This is a genomic window from Dietzia sp. IBK-p2-15D (assembly GCF_057773105.1).
Map to the genome: position 1 here is coordinate 190,514 of NZ_JBYMTK010000005.1, position 16,259 is coordinate 206,772.

Sequence of the window (16,259 nt, forward strand, 5' to 3'; positions counted from 1 at the left end):
GGATTGATCGGCCCACGCAGATCGAACCCGCGCCAACTCGAGGAGGCACCGCACTTGCAGACGCCTACCGCAGAATCGACCTCCGGAGCCACGGACCTTCGTCCGAACCCGACCCACGACCCCAACGAGCACCTGCGCGATCCCGACAAGGGCTACGTCGCACTGCTGGGCTGGGTGCCCAACGCCATCGACGCGCTCGACAAGTTCGACCGCCGCTACGTCGTGGTGGCACCGCCCTGGGCCGAGGAATACTGCAGCCAGCACCAGATCCCGTACGTCCCGTGGGACTTCGAGCGGCTCAACGACCGGTCCATGGAGATCGCCGAGACGCTGCGGGACATGGGCGTCGACGTGGCGATCCCGCTGTTCGAGGAGACCGTCGAGTGGGCGGGCGCCATCAACTCGATGCTGCTCGACAACCCCACCCTGTACGGGCAGTCGCTGCTGCTGCGGGACAAGGCGCTGATGAAGCGGCGCGCGCAGCTCGGCGGGATCCGCGTGGGCATCTTCGAGGAGGCGCACGAGCGGGACGACGTGATCCGGTTCCTCAAGCGCGTCAACCAGACCCTGCTCAAGCTCGACGGCGACCCCAACGACCCCATCCACCTCAAGGCGTTCGACAAGGCCGGCTGCCTGGGCCACCGCGTCATCCGCACGCCCGACGAGGTCGACACGATCCCCGAGGAGGAGTTCCCCGTCCTCATGGAGTCCCACCTCGACGGCTGGGAGTTCGCCGTGGAAGCCTGGGTGCACAACGGGAAGATCGTCTTCCTCAACATCTCCGAGTACGTCACGCTCGGCTACTCGGTGTTCGTGCCGGCCTCACCGGAGCTGGAGAAGTACCGGCCCGAGATCACCCGCCAGATCGAGAAGCTCATCAAGACCTTCGACATCAAGTTCGGGTTCGTCCACCCCGAGTACTTCGTCACCAGCGACGGCGAGATGTACTTCGGCGAGGTGGCCTACCGGCCGCCGGGGTTCAAGGTCTTCGAGCTGCTCGAGCGCACCTACGGGTTTAACGCCTACCAGGGCCTGGTGCTGGCGTTCGACCCCAAGACCACCGAGGAGGAGATCGCCGCGTTCTTCCCGCGCGAGGTGGTCGACGCCAAGGGCCACGCCGGCTGCTTCGGCGTCTACCCGCGTCGCCGGGTCGTGTCCACGCTCGAGATCCCGGAGGCGACCGAGGACCACGAGTACTTCGAGTCCCACGAGCTCACCGCACCGGTCGAGGAGACCGTCACCAAGCGCACCGCCTTCGGCACCCACTGGGGCCTGGTCTACTTCTTCGGCGACGACGCCTACGAGATGCGATCGGTCCTGCGCGCCCAGGAGGACCTCGACTTCTACGTGTGACCCTCTGCCGGTACCGGCCCGCGGGTACGGTACCGGCGGGTGGACGTGGAACGACGTGGGATGACCAGGCACGGCCTGGGACGGCCTGGGGCGACCTGGCACGACGCGGCACGACTCAGCGGCGAGAGACGGAGAGTGGATCGAAGTGGGAAACGACGAGCCCGGCGCGACGCGGGTCCTGGACAAACGGGTCGCCTCCCTGGCCGACGCCACCAGAGCGCTCGCCGAGGCCGGTGACGTGACCAAGTCGTCGCGTCTGCGGCGCGTGCTGGACGGGGCCCGGTTGGTGCTGCTCCAGGACGGGGGAGCCGGGGCCGTGCAGGCGATGGCCCGGGAGCTCGAGGCCGCCGGGATCTTCGAGGGCACCGACTGGGACTCGCCGGCGGCCCTCATCCCGGCCCTGAGCGTCGGCACCCTCCGCAGCTCCGACTCCGACAAGGTCGTCACCGAGATCGTCAGCGACCTGCGGCTGACGGCCGTGGCGCAGGGACAGTACGAGCACCCCGAGGTGACGGCCGAACAGGCGCGCCAACACCTCGCCGAGGTGCTCGCCAACAACGCCTCACTGCTGTTCACCGTGGCCACCGAGGCCGAGCGCACACAGCAGGGCCGGATGGCGACCGTCACCCGTGCGGCGTTGGCGCACATCGCCTCGGAGATCGGCCTCGACGGCGTGCTCGACCAACTGGTCGAGGAGATCTGGCGCATCCTTCGCCAACGCCCCATCCAGGTGGACCAGATCAAGCAGACCATCACCCAGATCTCGATCGCCCGCCAGGACCCGCAGCTGGGCACCAGCGGCGGCGGCGTGGGCATCGACCGGCTCATCAGCAGCATCTACGGCACCACCGAGGCGAGCCGCGAGGACCCCGGGGTGGACGTCTACCTCTCCCGACTGGAGTCCATGGACGAGGGGACCCTCCAGTACGAGGCGGCCGGATTCGCGCGGTCGATGCACGACACCGGCCTGGTGTCGCCGTACCACCCGGTGCTCGTGCGGTTCCTGCGGGAGAAGGGCAGTTTCCTGCTCAGCGAGGCGCTCGGGCTGTCGAGCACCGGCCGGGAGAGTCTGCTGTGCTTCCACGGTCTGGTCGACGCCCTGATCGACGCGGCCGTGCACCCCGAGACCGCGCAGTCCGTCTACGGGCTGGCGCTGCTGCTCGAGCGGGGGATCCTCTTCCAGCCGCCCGCCGCCCCCGCGCTGTGGCGGCTACTGGCGCTGCCGCTGTCCGGCTACGCGGCCGAGCGACTCGCCCTCTCGTGCGGCCCCGCCCACGAGGGGCGCGTCTGGCTGCTGGCAGGGACGCTGTCGATGCTCGGGCAGCCGCTAGGCGTGGGGCAGGGCGACAACCCCACCTGCCAGTCCGCCCGCGCGCTGTCGATGTGGGCGTACAACGACCCCGACTACCTGCTGCAGATCATCGCGTGGGCGGCCCGCGACAACGAGGTGGTCATGCACTTCGAGGGCCGGCCGATCTCCTCCCGCGAACTCGACGCGGGCCTGGCCACCACGCTGCCGGTGGACCTCGACCCGGTCTCGCTCCTGGTGGTCCCGCACCTGGACCGGATCTACGCCGAGATGGGCCGCCTGTGCTCGGACCGCCCGGGCGACCCCCACCGGTGGGTCAACCCCGAGTTCCACGGCTGGTGGTCCGCCCGGGGCTTCAGCATCAATGTGGACGTCGAGTCCGGCAGGCTGACCGGGCTCGAGGACTTCCTGCGGCACTTCTACGGCAGCTACCACCCGTTCCACAACGGCAACCAGCCGCTCATCCACCCGCAGCCCGCCGGCGTCGCTGTCACCGATTCCTCAGCGCGGTTCGTCGGGTGGCACGCCATCACCATCCTGCGGGTCGCGCTGGACCCGGACGAGACCATGCGCGTCTACTTCTTCAACCCCAACAACGACAGCGGGCAGGACTGGGGCAACGGCGTGGTGGTGAGCACGGCCGGCAACGGCGAGCGCTTCGGTGAGTCGTCGCTGCCGTTCGAGGAATTCGCCTCCCGGCTGTACATCTTCCACTTCGACACCCTCGAGCCCGGCGAGACCGAGACCGTCTCCGCGGAGGAGATCGCCCGGGTGACCGGGCTGATCCACGGCAGTTGGGGCGCCGACCGGCTACCGGAGCTCTGAGGGCTGCCGCGGCGCGGCTGCTGATTCGACTTGTGCGCCGAGAGCGGCGTGAGGCGGCCCGACGCCGGGGTGCCGACTGGATGCGCTGCGGGAATGGTCCAATCCGCGCGCACCACTGCCGACAAGGCGTGCAAAGAGGACGCACAAGCCTGAGAGATGGGCGTGAGGGGGAGCATGCGCGCGAGCGTGGAGTGGATGGAGCGGCACCAGGTGTCGCTCTACCTGGCGGGGCTCGTCCTGGGCGGGGTCGTCGGGTGGCTCGCGCCCGCGGTGGCCCGCCCGGCGGGGCTCGCGATCCAGCCCGTGCTCGCGCTGCTGCTGTACGCGACGTTCCTCGGCATCCCGTTCGCGCGCATCGGCGGGGCGTTCCGTGACTGGCGTTTCCTCGGCACGATCCTCGCGGTCAACTTTCTGCTGGTGCCGCCGACAGTCTGGCTGCTGACGCGGATCGTCGCCCACGACCGGGTGCTCCTGGTGGGCGTGCTGTTCGTGCTGCTGACCCCGTGTATCGACTACGTCCTCGTGTTTGCCGGCCTCGCCGGGGCCGACGTGCACCGGCTCCTGGCCACGACCCCGCTGCTCATGCTCGCCCAGATGGCGCTACTGCCGCTGTACCTGTGGCTGTTCGTCGGATCCGAATTCGTTGCGGCGGTGGAGCTTGAGCCATTCGTCGAGGCGTTCGTGCTGCTCATCGCGCTGCCTCTCGCGGCTGCGGCGCTGACGCAGTTCGTCGCCGGCCGCAGTGCCCGGGTCGCGCGGGCGGCGGAGCAGGGCGCGGCCGCGGCGATGGTCCCGCTCATGGTCGCTACGCTCGCGCTCGTGGTCGCCTCCCAGATCAGCGCGGTCGGCGAGCGGCTCGGCGCGCTGGTGCAGGTGGTCCCGGTGTACGTGGCGTTCGTCATGGTCATGGTGCCGGTGGGCATCGCGGCCGGGCGGCTGGCGGGACTCGATGTGCCGGGCAGGCGGGCGATCGCGTTCAGTGGCGCGACCCGAAATTCCCTGGTCGTCCTCCCGCTGGTCCTGGCACTGCCTGCGATGTTCGATCTGGCAGCCCTCGTCGTCGTCACCCAGACCCTCGTCGAGCTCGTCGCCATGGTCGTCCTCGTCCGGCTCGTCCCGCGACTCATCCCCGAGGTAACGCCGGTCACTTGACGGGCGTCGGGCGCGTGGTTCCGGTAGCTTCATAGGGTTCCCGTGCGCGGCCCCGCCGGCGCCGGATTCTGCTCTCTGCTCACACCGCAATCCCAGAGGACGACCGTGACGTCTGAAGTCTCCGCCACCCCCCATTCCACACAGGCGGCCCGGGCCCCGCAGGCCTCCCCGCCGATGCCCGCCGCCACCGTGCGGCTCATCGCCCTGCTCGTCGGCGCCGCGTTCGTGGTGATCCTCAACGAGACCATCATGTCCGTGGCACTGCCCGAGCTCATGGGCGAGTTCGCGGTCACCGCCGCCACCGCGCAGTGGCTCACCACCGCGTTCATGCTCACGATGGCCGTGGTCATCCCGTTCACCGGGTGGCTGCTCGTGCGCCTGCCGCTGCGGTCCGTGTTCGTCATCGCGATGAGCACGTTCACCGCCGGCACCCTGCTGGCGTCGCTGGCCATGGTGTTCCCCATGCTCGTCGCCGGCCGGGTCGTCCAGGCCGTCGGCACCGCCATCATGATCCCGCTGCTCATGACCACCGTGCTCAATGTGGTGCCCGCCGACCGTCGCGGCCGCACCATGGGCGTCATCTCCATCGTGATCGCCGTCGCCCCGGCCGTCGGCCCCACGGTGGGCGGCCTGGTGCTGGACGTGCTCAGCTGGCGCTGGATGTTCTGGTCGGTGCTGCCGATCGGTGTGCTGGCACTCGTGGCCGGAGCGGTGCTGATCCGCAACGTCACCGAGCCCCGGCGCATCCCGCTCGACATCCTCTCCGGCGTCCTCTCGGCGATCGGGTTCGCCGGCCTCATCTTCGGTCTCAGCTCCATCGGCGAGGCTGCCAGCGACAACGCCCTCATCTCGCCGTGGATCCCCGTGGCGATCGGCGTGGTCGCCCTGGCCGTGTTCGTCTGGCGCCAGCTCGCCCTCAAGGACTACGCGCTGCTCGACGTGCGCGCGTTCGCGTTCCCGACCTTCACCGTGAGCCTGGCCCTCATGCTCATCTCGATGATGTCGCTGTTCGGCACCCTCATCCTGCTGCCGCTCTACATGCAGCAGGTCGTGGGCACCAGCACCCTGAACTCCGGGCTGGCGCTGCTGCCCGGCGGCCTGATCATGGGGGTGCTCGGCTGGTTCGTCGGCCGCGCGTTCGACCGGATCGGCCCCCGGCCGCTCATCATCCCCGGCTCCATCCTCGCGTCCGCCGGCCTGTGGGGGATGTACACGTTCTTCTCCGCGGACAGCTCCCTGGTCACGGTCGTCCTCTGGCACATCGTGCTCAGCGTGGGCCTGGCGTTCCTCTTCTCGCCGCTCATGACCTCCGCGCTCGGCTCCCTGCCGCCGCACCTGTACTCGCACGGCTCGGCGTTGCTCAACACCCTGCAGCAGGTCGCCGCCGCCGCGGGCACGGCGCTGTTCATCACCGTCATGACGCTGGGCATCGTCTCCGGCGCCGAGTCCGGCCTGGGCGACGTCGCCGCGCAGATGACCGGCGTCCACAACGCGTTGCTGCTGGGCGCGTGCATCTCGCTCATCACCGTCCTCGGCGTGTGGTTCGTCCGCAACAGCGCGCAGACCGAGGGGCCGGCGGCGCGGGCGTCCGACGAGGTGGCGGCGGAGGCGTAGGCGCGACCCCCCTGCTCTGCGGCGTCCATCGCGCCCCCTTCTCGACCTGCCGCCCGCGTGTATGCCTCTCCGAGGGGCACGGGTCGGCCAGACTGGGGTCCGACGTTCAGTTCCGGGGGATCGGCGACCGACGGAGGCGAGTGCCATGACGCAGCAGGGCGGCCGGGATGACGACGGAGGCGTGGATTCGACCCGGGAGGCGTCGACCGGCGGCCCCACGCCGCCCCCGGTGTCGCGAAGGCGCATCGGCTTCGGCCTCCTGGGTGCCCTCGCCGGCGCGGTCGTTGTAGCGCTCCTCGTCCTGGGAGGTGTCGCCGCCCTCGGTGGTCACGACGATCCCGCCAAATCCGCCGAGCCCACCGCGTCCGTAGAGCCCACCGCGTCCGCCTCGGACCGGGCAGGGGGAGAGGCGGCGGACCCGCCGCCCCAGCCGTCGGAGGCGGAAGAGATGACCGCGCCGGCGCCGGGGGAGTCGAGCCCCGAGCAGGCCGGTCGCCCCGTCACCTCGGAGGCGCCCCGCCCCTGGTCGGCGTCCGAGGCAGCCCCGGACGGTGGTACCTACGCCGGGGTCGTGACCGAGCGCGGGTCCCAGCGACCCGACACGGACTACTCGGTGATCATGACCTTCACCTCGGCGGGGTCGTACGTCGACTATTCGACGCTCGGGTGCACCGGCACGCTCCGCCCGACCGGGGACGTCGACGGCGCCCGCGTCTACCAGGAGACGATCACCTCGGGGCCCTGCGACCAGGGCGGAACCTGGTACGTGACCCGCCAGGACGCGACCACCGTCACCGCCGTGCGCCGCCCCGCGGCCGGCGACGATGTGGTGGAGGGGCAGCTCACTCGGTGAGCCGGGCACGGCCGTCGAGCGTGCCGACCACCGACGACGGCCTTCCCTCGGACGTACGATCGCCGCCACAGTACCGACCGCGAGGAGTTCACGACGTGAAGCTGTCCATCGTCGACCTGGGCACGGTCGCGCCCGGCGCCACCGAGAAGGACGCGCTCGCCGACAGTCTGGAAGCCGCACGGCAGGCCGAATCGGCGGGATACCACCGGATCTGGTTTGCCGAACACCACCTGAGTCGCTCGGGTGCCTCGCACCATCCGGAGCTGCTCATCGCCGCGGCGTCTGCCGTCACCTCCCGGATCCGGCTGGGATCCGGGGCGGTGCTGATGAACCACTACAGCCCGTTCAAGGTCGCCGAGATGTTCAAGCAGCTGGAGGCGATGGCGCCCGGCCGCATCGACCTCGGCATGGGTCGAGCCACCGCGGGTCCGGTGCTGGACGCCGCGCTCCAGCAGAACCGCCAGCACCCGGCACAGGCCGATCACCAGCAGCAGATCCTGGAAACCCTGGCCTGGCTCTACGAGAGCTTCCCCGCGGACCACCCGTTCGCCGAGCACCCGCTCATGACAACCGTCCCCGACATCCCGCAGACCTGGCTGCTGGGCTCCAGCCCCAACGGCTCGAACCTCGCGGCGGGGCTCGGGATCGGCTACACCTTCGCCGGTTTCATCAACCCCGCCGGCGCCGCGCCGGCGCTGCGCCACTACCGCGAGACCTTCACGCCGCAGGGCTTCGGGCTCGAGTCGCCGAGGGCGATTCTCGCCGTCAACGTGGCGGTGGGCGAGACGACCGCCGACGGACTGCACCTGGCGGGTTCGCCCAAGGGCTTCTACGCACGCCTGGGCAGGGCCGGCCGCAAGGCAGGGTCGGTCATGGTGCCCACCCCGGACGAGGCCGCCGCCGAGATGTCCCCGGCGGAGACGGACGAACCGGTCACCATCACCGACGGCCGCTGGCCCCGGTTCGTGGCGGGCGGCCCGGCCGACGTCCGCGCAACCCTGGAGCAGATGATCGCCGAGAGCGGGGCCGACGAGGTCATGATCCAGGACCTTATCGCCGACCCCGCCGACCGCCGGCGCTCACGCGAACTCCTCGCCCGAGATTTCGGCCTGGCCACGCCGTGAGCTCTACCCTCAGGGCATGAAGGTCGATCTGACGGTCCTGGCCATCCCGGCGTTCGTCGGGGCGATGGCGGCCGAATACGCGTGGCAGAAGCGCAACCCGGCCATCGGGGAGCGGGCGGGGGACTACGAGTTCGCCGACACCATGGCGAGCCTCTCGATGGGCGTGGGAAGTCTGCTCGCCCCCTACATCTCCGCCACGGTGCTCTCGCCGCTCACCCCGCGGACAGGCCGATTCGCGAAAGCCGTGATGGGCCTGTCCCTCGGGGCGGCGGCCGTGGCCACCGCCGGAGACGTCCTGCGCCGCCATCGTGGGTCGGGTCTGGGTGAGGCGGGGTCGTTGTCGTCGTCGTCATCCGGCCCCGGTCCCGACGCAGACGGTGACACCGGCGCGGCGGTTCCTCCCGCCCTCCGTCGGATCACTGGCGGCTCGGCGGTCACCGCGGTGGCCTCCACCGTGGTGATGGTCTCCACGCTGTGGAGCGCGCAGACCGCGAGCTCGCGGCTCTTCCGGACGTCCCCGCTCGACCTGGGGTCCGGGCCGCTGGCGTACGCGGTAGGGATCCTCGGTTGGGACCTCATCTACTACTGCAACCACCGCCTCGCCCACGAATCGCGCTGGCTCTGGGCCATGCACGTCGTGCATCACTCGAGCGAGCGCTACAACCTGTCGACGGCGCTGCGCCAGCCCGTCGCCGAGGCGCTGACGATCTACGTGCCGTACGGGTTGCTCTCGCTGCTCGGGGTGCGGCCGGCGATCGTCATGGACGCCCGCGCGATCAACCTCATCTACCAGTTCTGGGTCCACACCGAGGCGGTGCGGTCGATCGGGCCGCTGGAGAAAGTGCTCAACTCGCCCTCGCACCACCGCGTGCACCACGGCAGCAACCGGCGGTACCTCGACCGCAACCACGGCAGCATCCTCATCATCTGGGACCGTCTGTTCGGTACCTACGAACCCGAGCGCGAGGACGTGGTCTACGGGCTGACCACCAACATCGACACGTTCAACCCGCTACGGATCGCCACGCATGAATGGGTCGCGATCGGGCGCGACATCTTCCGCGCGCAGACCTGGCGCGACCGCGCGGGGTACCTGGTGCGCGGGCCGGGGTGGGCCGGGGCGCGGAGGGCGTAGGGCCGCCGGTGATGTCGGGGACGGCTCGGCGGGGTCCGCATGCAACGTCTCCCCATGCGGGCAAGTAGTGATATCTCGTCGTACCGCTCCCGTAGCATCTCGCGGGTACCGACGGACGGGGAGCAACACGGTGACTGATGACGCTGGCCGACGAAGTGTCGACGGTGATGTAGGACTCGATCTCTACATCGAAGACGGTGAGGTCGTCATAGCGGGCCCCACGGAAGCGGCCCTGGCCTACGTGGAGCAGCTGAGGGGCGCCGGCGCCCAGGTGTCGACCTCGATGCTCAGCGGACGACGGGCTGCAGACGCGGCGGCCGCACTCGCCGTCGCCGACGGAGTCCGGCGGGCCGCGCAGGGCGGCGTCTACATGCAGGTCGCCAAAGAGAGCCTGCCGCACCTCGCCCGTGAAGGGCTCATCCCGGCCAAGAACGGTGCTCATACGTACCTCGGTATGACGAGATCGGGCTCGAAGATCGCGCACCACGTCCGATTCACCGGCAAGCCGGTGAATCCCGCCCAGTTGGTGAACGTGCAGATGCTCGCCGTGCAGTTCGCCCTCCGCATGGCCATCGCGGAGGTCGTGAGCGCCGTCAAGCGCGTGGAGGGCAAAGTTGATGCTCTTCTCAAGCTCGCGCGAGCCGACCAGGTCGGCAACGTGTTGGGGCTGCACGAGATGCTCACGCACTACTGCCACCTACTCGACGAATCGGGAGTCGTGACGACCTCCGATTGGAATGCTGTCGCTGCGGTCGGTTCCCAGTTGTCGGTGACGATGAACCAGCTACGTAAGCACGTGTCCAACGCGTTAGCCGAAGTCGTTGTCTCCGCGCCGATCAATCAGCGCGCCGACGCGGTCAGCGCCCTGGTGAACTCGCATCGTATCGACGAGACGTTGAACCTCCTCGTAGTGGTTGAAGACGCGATGTTCAAGTTCCAGCAGTTGCGCGTGGCGCACGTCCAGCGGACGGAGCCGGAGTTCCTGGAGTCCACGGTCCTCTCCGCGCGGCAGATCTTGGCAGACTCCGCCCGGCTCGACGAAGAGCTCTACACCTCCGTGAACGCCACCCTGAGCGCGGCGTCAGTCGTCCGGCCGCTCGAGATCCACCGGGTGATCTCCACGAACAAGCTCGAGGAGTCAGCAGAGGTCCTGAAGAACGCCCTCGACGAATTCTCGCGGGCTCGTCAGCTGCAGGCCGTGGGATGGCACGACGCCGAGCGGCCGACGCTGGGGGACGCCGCCGGGGAGCTGGGCAAGCGGATTCAGGCGACCGCGCAGAGAATCGATGCGGCCGGAGACCGGGCGGTCGATAGCAGTTTCTCTCGTCTCGGTGCACTGGGTCGCGCGCTTCAGAGCGCCGCGGATCGCAGGCTCGACACAGGGGGGTCGGCCGAGTCCGAGGGCGGTCCTGATTCTATTGAGACCCAGGTGAAGGTGGACACCCCGAAAGAGATGTCCGAACCGGCCTCAAGCGCTCACTACCCCGGAGGCAATCCGCTCCGGGGAAACTGACGACGGAGCATGCGTTCCGTGACGAGCTCAAGCCGGCTGGAGACGGTGCGCTGAGCTGAGCGGACCAGGCGACTCAGACGAGTCGGCGACCGACCATCCCGGCGGCATCGTCGAGCACAGCCCGGAACAGGGCGTCGTCGCGCAGTTCGAACCAACCCAGCGCCGCCCCGAACATCAGCGTCATCGCCTGCTCGGCCACCAGCACCACGTCGGCGTCCCACCGCAGGCCCGCACGCTCGGCCAGGCTGCTGAGCAGGGTCACGATGATCCGTCGGTACTCCTGGTGGGACTGCGCGGCCAGAGCCCGCAGCTGCTCGTCGCGGGCCGCCATCAGAGACAACTCGAAGTAGGCGATCTCGGTCATCGGATCGGCGAGGACGGAATCCGCGTAGGCCGCGAAGAGTTCGGCCACGGCGGCGGTCACGTCGTCGGGTCCGTGTACCGGCCGGTCCTGCTGCGTCTGGACCAGGTCCGACAGGTGCGTCAGGTCCAGACGCAGCACCGAACGCATCAGCTCGTCCTTCGATGAGAACGCGTAGTGGACGGACCCGTGGGGCACCCCGGCCTCCTTGGCCAGGGCCCGCGTGGTGAGCGCCCACGCCCCGTCCCGAGCCATCACCGTCACCGCGGTCTCGGTGAGTTCCCGGCGGCGCTGTTCGATCGGCACCTGTGCTCGGCGAGCGTCAGCCACGAGTCACCTCGGAATCGGCGGCGTCCGCGCGTGCGGCGGGTGGCATGTACGGCAGGTTCGCCTCCGGCCCTCCCGTCGCGTGGGCGGCCTCGGCGTCGTAATCCTCTACCGGCGCCACTCCGGCCGCTCCGGCCGCTCGCGACTCCGAGCGCAGGCCGCGCCAGGCCAGCACCAAGGTGATCGCCGCCGTCCCGATACCGATCGCGGCCACGAGGTCCATGCCCGCCAGGAAGGCGGAATCGGCGACCTCCAGCAGACGAGCGCCGCCGCCGGGCAACGTCTCCGCGACCTCGTGGGCGCCGGCCAGGGTCTGGGAGGCGGCGTTCGCCGAGTCGGCATCCATGCCGGGCAGGGTAGCGGTCTCGACCACGCGGCTCGAGTACACGGCCATCCCCGCGGTGCCGAGTACGGCGGTGCCCATCGCTCCGCCGAACTCGTAGCCGGTCTCGGAGATCGCCGCGGCGGCGCCGGCGCGGTCACTCGGGGCGGCAGTGAGGATGACGTCGTTCGTGAGGGTCTCGGCCAGACCCACGCCGATGCCGAACAGGGCCGACAGGAGCGTGAAGAGGAGCATCGTCTCGGCGGTGTCCAACCGGGTGCCGATGACGAACCCGACGATCACGAGCGACAGACCCGTCATGATCACGGTGCGCACCGAGACCGTCCGCGCCAGAACCGGGGCCAGCAGGGTGCCGACGACGGCGGCCACCGCGAGCGGCAGCATCCACAGACCGGCCTCGGCCGAGCCCATGCCGCGCACGAGCATGAGGTATTGCGGGAGGAAGAACATCAGCCCCATGAAAGCGAACACCGAGATCACGTTGATCGACACCGCCGAGGAGAACGCGAAGTTCCCGAACAGGGTCACGTCGATCATGGGGTTCTCGCGGCGGCGCTGACGGGACACGAACCAGACCAGCGCGGCAGCACCCAGAACGAAGGCGACGAGCACCGCCCCGTCGATTCCCTTCACGCCGGTCTTGAGGGCGTAGACCAGCGAGATCATGCCCGCGATCGAGAGGATGACGGAGGTCGGGTCGAACGGGCCCGGGTTGGGGTCCTTCGCCTCGGGGAGCAGGAACGGGGCGGTCAGGAGGAACAGTGCGATGACCGGGACGTTCAGGAGGAAGACCGAACCCCACCAGAAATTCTCCAGCAGCAGCCCGCCGACCACGGGGCCCAGTGCGGCGCCGCCGGAGAACGCGGTGGCCCATACGGCGATGGCGGTGCGTCGCTCGGTGCGGTCCGGGAAGATCGCGCGGATCAGGCCGAGGGTGGAGGGCATGAGGGTCGCACCGCCGATGCCGAGCAGCGCACGGCCGACGATCAGCATCTCCGGACTGGTGGAGAACGCGGCGAGGAGGGAGGCGACGCCGAACAGGGGTGCGCCGATCATGAGGATCCGTTTGCGACCGATCCGGTCTCCGAGCGAGCCCGTGAAGATCAGCAGGCCCGCGAGCAGGAACGAGTAGAGGTCGATGATCCAGAGCAGTTGGTTCGACGTCGGTTGCAGGTCGGCGGACAGCGCGGGCACGGCGATGCCGAGCACGGACATGTCGATCGAGATCAGCAGAACGGGAAGGACGAGGACGAGCAGGGCCGTCCAGCGGCGTGCGGGGGACACGAGTGCCTCTCCAGGGCGGTCGGACTGCGGGCGGTCTGCACGCAGCGATGCCGGGGAGATCCGCACCCGGCGAAGACCATCCTGACACGAAGTTGGCCACCTGGCCAACCTGTCTTGGCCAGGTGGCCAGAACTGTGGGGAGTGCCACCGTCGGGAACGCTCGCGGTTCGCGCACTTGGGTCATTCCGCTGCCGTCCGCGAGGGTGCTTCCTAGGGTTCACCCATGAGCGGACGCGCGCGATGGGCCGGACATTCGACGATCGTCCGGAGGGCGCTTCCGCTGCTGCTGGCGCTCGTCCTCGCCGTGGCGGTGGCCCCGCAGCTGCAGCCGAGTGCAGCGGCCCAGCCTGGTGGGCGACCGGCCGCACCGGGCTCCGGCTTCCACTGGGGCGTCGCCACGTCGGGCTTCCAGGTGGAGGGCTCGAACCCGGACTCCAACTGGAAGCGGTATGTCGACGCGACCGCGCCGACGGGTCAGGCCGACCCGGTGGGTGAGGCGGTGGACTTCTGGAACCGCTATGAGGAGGACATTGCCAACGCCGCGGCGATGGGCGTGAACACCTTCCGGCTGAGCGTGGAGTGGGCGCGGATCGAGCCCGCGCCGGGGGAGTACGACGACGAGGCCCTCAGACACTACGACCGGATCATCGACACGGTCCGCCGACATGGCATGACCCCCATGATCACGATGGTGCACTTCGTCTACCCCGGGTGGCTGGCCGACCGGGGCGGGATGCTCGCGGACAACGCGGTGGAATCGTTCGGCCGCTTCGCCGACCTCATCACCGACCGGTGGGCCGGCGCCGGCACCATGTGGGTGACGTTCAACGAGCCGCTGGTGTTCTTCAAACACGAGATGACCATCGGCCGGGTCGCCTTCACCGACTTCTCCCGCTTCCTCGACACCATCGAGGCCGCCCACCGGCTCGGCTACGCTGCCGCCCACCGGGCCGACCCGGCCGCGATGGTCACCATGAACGAGGCCTATCTACCCATGGCCACCGAGTTCACCGACACGCTGATCGGGGACAGGGTGGCCGACGTCGTGGACTACGTCGGCATCGACTACTACTACGGCGTCGCGCTGAACAACCTCACTGCCATCAACGCCGCGTGGGACGACTTCGCGGCCGTGCGGCCACAGCCGGAGGGCATCTACGAGGCGGTCACGCACTACGCGCAGGCCTACCCGGGCAAGCCGATCTACATCGTCGAGAACGGGATTCCGACTCTCAACGGTGGTCGCGCCGACGGGATCGAGCGGGGCGACTTCCTGCGCGACACGGTCTTCTGGCTGCAGCGGGCCGTGGCGGACGGCTACCCCGTGATCGGCTACAACCACTGGTCACTGGTCGACAACTACGAATGGGGCGACTACTCGGCGCGGTTCGGGCTGTATCGGGTGAACGTGCTCACCGACCCGACGCTGACACGCCAACCCACGTCGGGCGTCGACGCCTACCGCGAGATCATCGCGGGCGGGGGAGTGCCCGACGGATACCGTCCGGTGCTGCCGACTGCGTGGTGTTCGCTGGCCACGATCCCGGACAGCTGCATCGGGCCGGTGTCGGCAGAAGGGCCCTTGACGACGCTGGCAGGGCGATAACAGGATCGACCTCACACGCGATTTCCCTAGTGGACCCGCCCGTCGACCACGAGAGGACCGATGAGATGTTTCCCGCCGGCTCGATCGAGAATCCGCTGCGTTTTCTGTTCGGCCCCGGGCCGGATGAGCCCGCGTGCCTCGCTCTCACACCGGAGTGCATGGGCCTGATCCCGTACCTCGCGGCCCGTTTCGGTATCCCCAGCTGACGAGCCCCGACTGACGAGCCCCGACTGACGGCCCCCGGCCGACGACTCCCGGTAGCCCCTGTCCGAAACGCCCCGATCCGCCCGTCGGATTTTCTTCTGCGCGCCGGGGCCGCAGCGTGGATCGAAATCCGAGGGGCGGATCGAACGCAAGTCAAAATCCGAGGGGCGGATCGAATGCAGGTCGAAATCCGAGGGGCGGATCGAATGCGGATCGAACTCCGCCAGGCTCGACGGCGGCGGTCGGGACTACCTGCTGAACATCTTGGCGAAGAAGCCGTCCTTGACGGCGGGGACGTCCGACTCGTGGCCCGGGCAGCGGTCGGCCTTGGGCACACCGGCCATCACCTGGTCGACGTGCATTCCGCATCCGGCCCAGGTGGTCTTGCCGCACTTCTTGCAGGTGGCGGGACGGCACATGATGAGACTCCTCAGGGGGTGGGGTTGTCGTCGGCGTGAATCGCGCCGACCGCCGGCCGATGATCCGACTGGCTGATGCCCCGAGATTACATACCCCTAGGGGTATCGGTCAACCCTGCCGGTTCGGCACGCCCTGCACCTGCGGCGTGGGCGGGGTGGTCGACCTCGTCGTCGTCGTTTCCCTCGGAGCCCACCCCGCCGGCGTCCGGCCCGGCTCGCCAGTCGCCGCGCGTCAGGCCGTCTCCCCATTCCCTCGCGCGCTCCAGCTCGCCGGGCAGGAGCGGGCCCTCGTAGCCGTCCACGTAGAAGGTCTCGGGATCCGTCACCGGGTGGCAGCCGAGCTTGCGTAGCTTCTTGGCGGCCTTCTTGCCTGCATGGCCGGGAAGGTCGGGATGGCGGACGTGGGTGTCGAAGGTGGCCACCGCGAGGGAGGCGGGCTCGGCGGCGTCGAGCCACTCGCGCACTCCCGACAGGATCAGCTCGCCGCCGCGGGCGTGGGCGTCCTCGCGGGTGCCGTCGCGGGGCAGCCCGAACGCGTGGGTCGGCGCGCCCACCACGAGGAGGTCCACCTTGAGTTCGGCGAGCGGCGGCGCTTGGTGGGCGGCCACCACCTCGGCGGTCAGGTGAGGGGACAGGCCGTCGCTGATCGCCTCGGCGACGAGCCTGGTGTTCCCCCACGCGGATTCGTACACGACGAGTGCGTTCATGGCCGGCCCTTTCCGCAGGTCCTTGCCTCAGTCTGCGTCTCTGGGCCGCCCCGCACAACGGCTCGTCAGCATCCGCTCATTGACAAGCGCCCCGCCTGGTGCCACTGTATTAAGCACCTAATACAGCAAC

At 69.5% G+C, this 16,259-nt stretch carries 13 protein-coding genes; 9 read left to right on the top strand and 4 right to left on the bottom strand.

Annotation, left to right across the window (positions count from 1 at the left end; translation table 11 throughout):
- The first annotated feature begins 54 nt into the window (after positions 1 to 54).
- The 8 genes from AC3DEV_RS09240 to AC3DEV_RS09275 all read left to right on the top strand — a co-directional run bounded on the left by AC3DEV_RS09240 (position 55) and on the right by AC3DEV_RS09275 (position 10,878).
- Positions 55 to 1,353 carry an ATP-grasp domain-containing protein gene (locus AC3DEV_RS09240; RefSeq protein WP_396443679.1) on the top strand — a complete coding sequence of 433 codons (1,299 nt, stop codon included), beginning with the start codon at positions 55 to 57 and terminating at the stop codon, positions 1,351 to 1,353.
- 145 nt (positions 1,354 to 1,498) lie between these two features.
- Positions 1,499 to 3,487: a hypothetical protein gene (locus AC3DEV_RS09245; protein WP_488371906.1), complete on the top strand. Its 1,989-nt coding sequence runs from the start codon at positions 1,499 to 1,501 to the stop codon at positions 3,485 to 3,487.
- A gap of 174 nt (positions 3,488 to 3,661) precedes the next feature.
- Positions 3,662 to 4,639: an arsenic resistance protein gene (locus AC3DEV_RS09250; RefSeq protein ID WP_488371907.1), complete on the top strand. Its 978-nt coding sequence runs from the start codon at positions 3,662 to 3,664 to the stop codon at positions 4,637 to 4,639.
- 174 nt (positions 4,640 to 4,813) lie between these two features.
- Positions 4,814 to 6,253: an MDR family MFS transporter gene (locus AC3DEV_RS09255; RefSeq protein ID WP_488371933.1), complete on the top strand. Its 1,440-nt coding sequence runs from the start codon at positions 4,814 to 4,816 to the stop codon at positions 6,251 to 6,253.
- A gap of 145 nt (positions 6,254 to 6,398) precedes the next feature.
- Complete coding sequence (locus tag AC3DEV_RS09260) at positions 6,399 to 7,106, top strand: hypothetical protein (protein WP_488371908.1); 708 nt, start codon at positions 6,399 to 6,401, stop codon at positions 7,104 to 7,106.
- Between the two features lie 95 nt (positions 7,107 to 7,201).
- Entirely contained in the window at positions 7,202 to 8,230 is a 1,029-nt protein-coding gene (locus AC3DEV_RS09265) for an MsnO8 family LLM class oxidoreductase (protein ID WP_488371909.1), read from the top strand.
- A 16-nt stretch (positions 8,231 to 8,246) separates the two neighbouring features.
- On the top strand, positions 8,247 to 9,365 hold the full coding sequence (locus tag AC3DEV_RS09270) for a sterol desaturase family protein (RefSeq protein WP_488371910.1): 1,119 nt from the start codon (positions 8,247 to 8,249) through the stop codon (positions 9,363 to 9,365).
- Positions 9,366 to 9,495: 130 nt separating this feature from the next.
- Positions 9,496 to 10,878, top strand: coding sequence for a hypothetical protein (locus AC3DEV_RS09275; protein ID WP_488371911.1), 1,383 nt, complete (start codon positions 9,496 to 9,498; stop codon positions 10,876 to 10,878).
- Positions 10,879 to 10,951: 73 nt separating this feature from the next.
- Here AC3DEV_RS09275 and AC3DEV_RS09280 read toward each other — a convergent pair whose 3' ends face one another.
- Positions 10,952 to 11,569: a TetR/AcrR family transcriptional regulator gene (locus AC3DEV_RS09280; RefSeq protein WP_182642600.1), complete on the bottom strand. Its 618-nt coding sequence runs from the start codon at positions 11,567 to 11,569 to the stop codon at positions 10,952 to 10,954.
- Entirely contained in the window at positions 11,562 to 13,193 is a 1,632-nt protein-coding gene (locus AC3DEV_RS09285; protein WP_488371912.1) for an MFS transporter, read from the bottom strand. The genes AC3DEV_RS09280 and AC3DEV_RS09285 overlap by 8 nt, the downstream gene beginning before the upstream one ends.
- A 223-nt stretch (positions 13,194 to 13,416) precedes the next feature.
- On the opposite strand from AC3DEV_RS09285, the gene AC3DEV_RS09290 reads away from it, so the two are divergent.
- Positions 13,417 to 14,799, top strand: a complete 1,383-nt coding sequence (locus AC3DEV_RS09290) for a family 1 glycosylhydrolase (RefSeq protein ID WP_488371913.1) — start codon at positions 13,417 to 13,419, stop codon at positions 14,797 to 14,799.
- 452 nt (positions 14,800 to 15,251) lie between these two features.
- Here AC3DEV_RS09290 and AC3DEV_RS09295 read toward each other — a convergent pair whose 3' ends face one another.
- Complete coding sequence (locus AC3DEV_RS09295) at positions 15,252 to 15,422, bottom strand: hypothetical protein (protein WP_096905156.1); 171 nt, start codon at positions 15,420 to 15,422, stop codon at positions 15,252 to 15,254.
- Positions 15,423 to 15,508: 86 nt separating this feature from the next.
- Positions 15,509 to 16,129 (bottom strand): flavodoxin family protein, encoded by a 621-nt coding sequence (locus AC3DEV_RS09300; RefSeq protein ID WP_488371914.1) that lies wholly within the window; start codon positions 16,127 to 16,129, stop codon positions 15,509 to 15,511.
- Between the last annotated feature and the right edge of the window lie 130 nt (positions 16,130 to 16,259).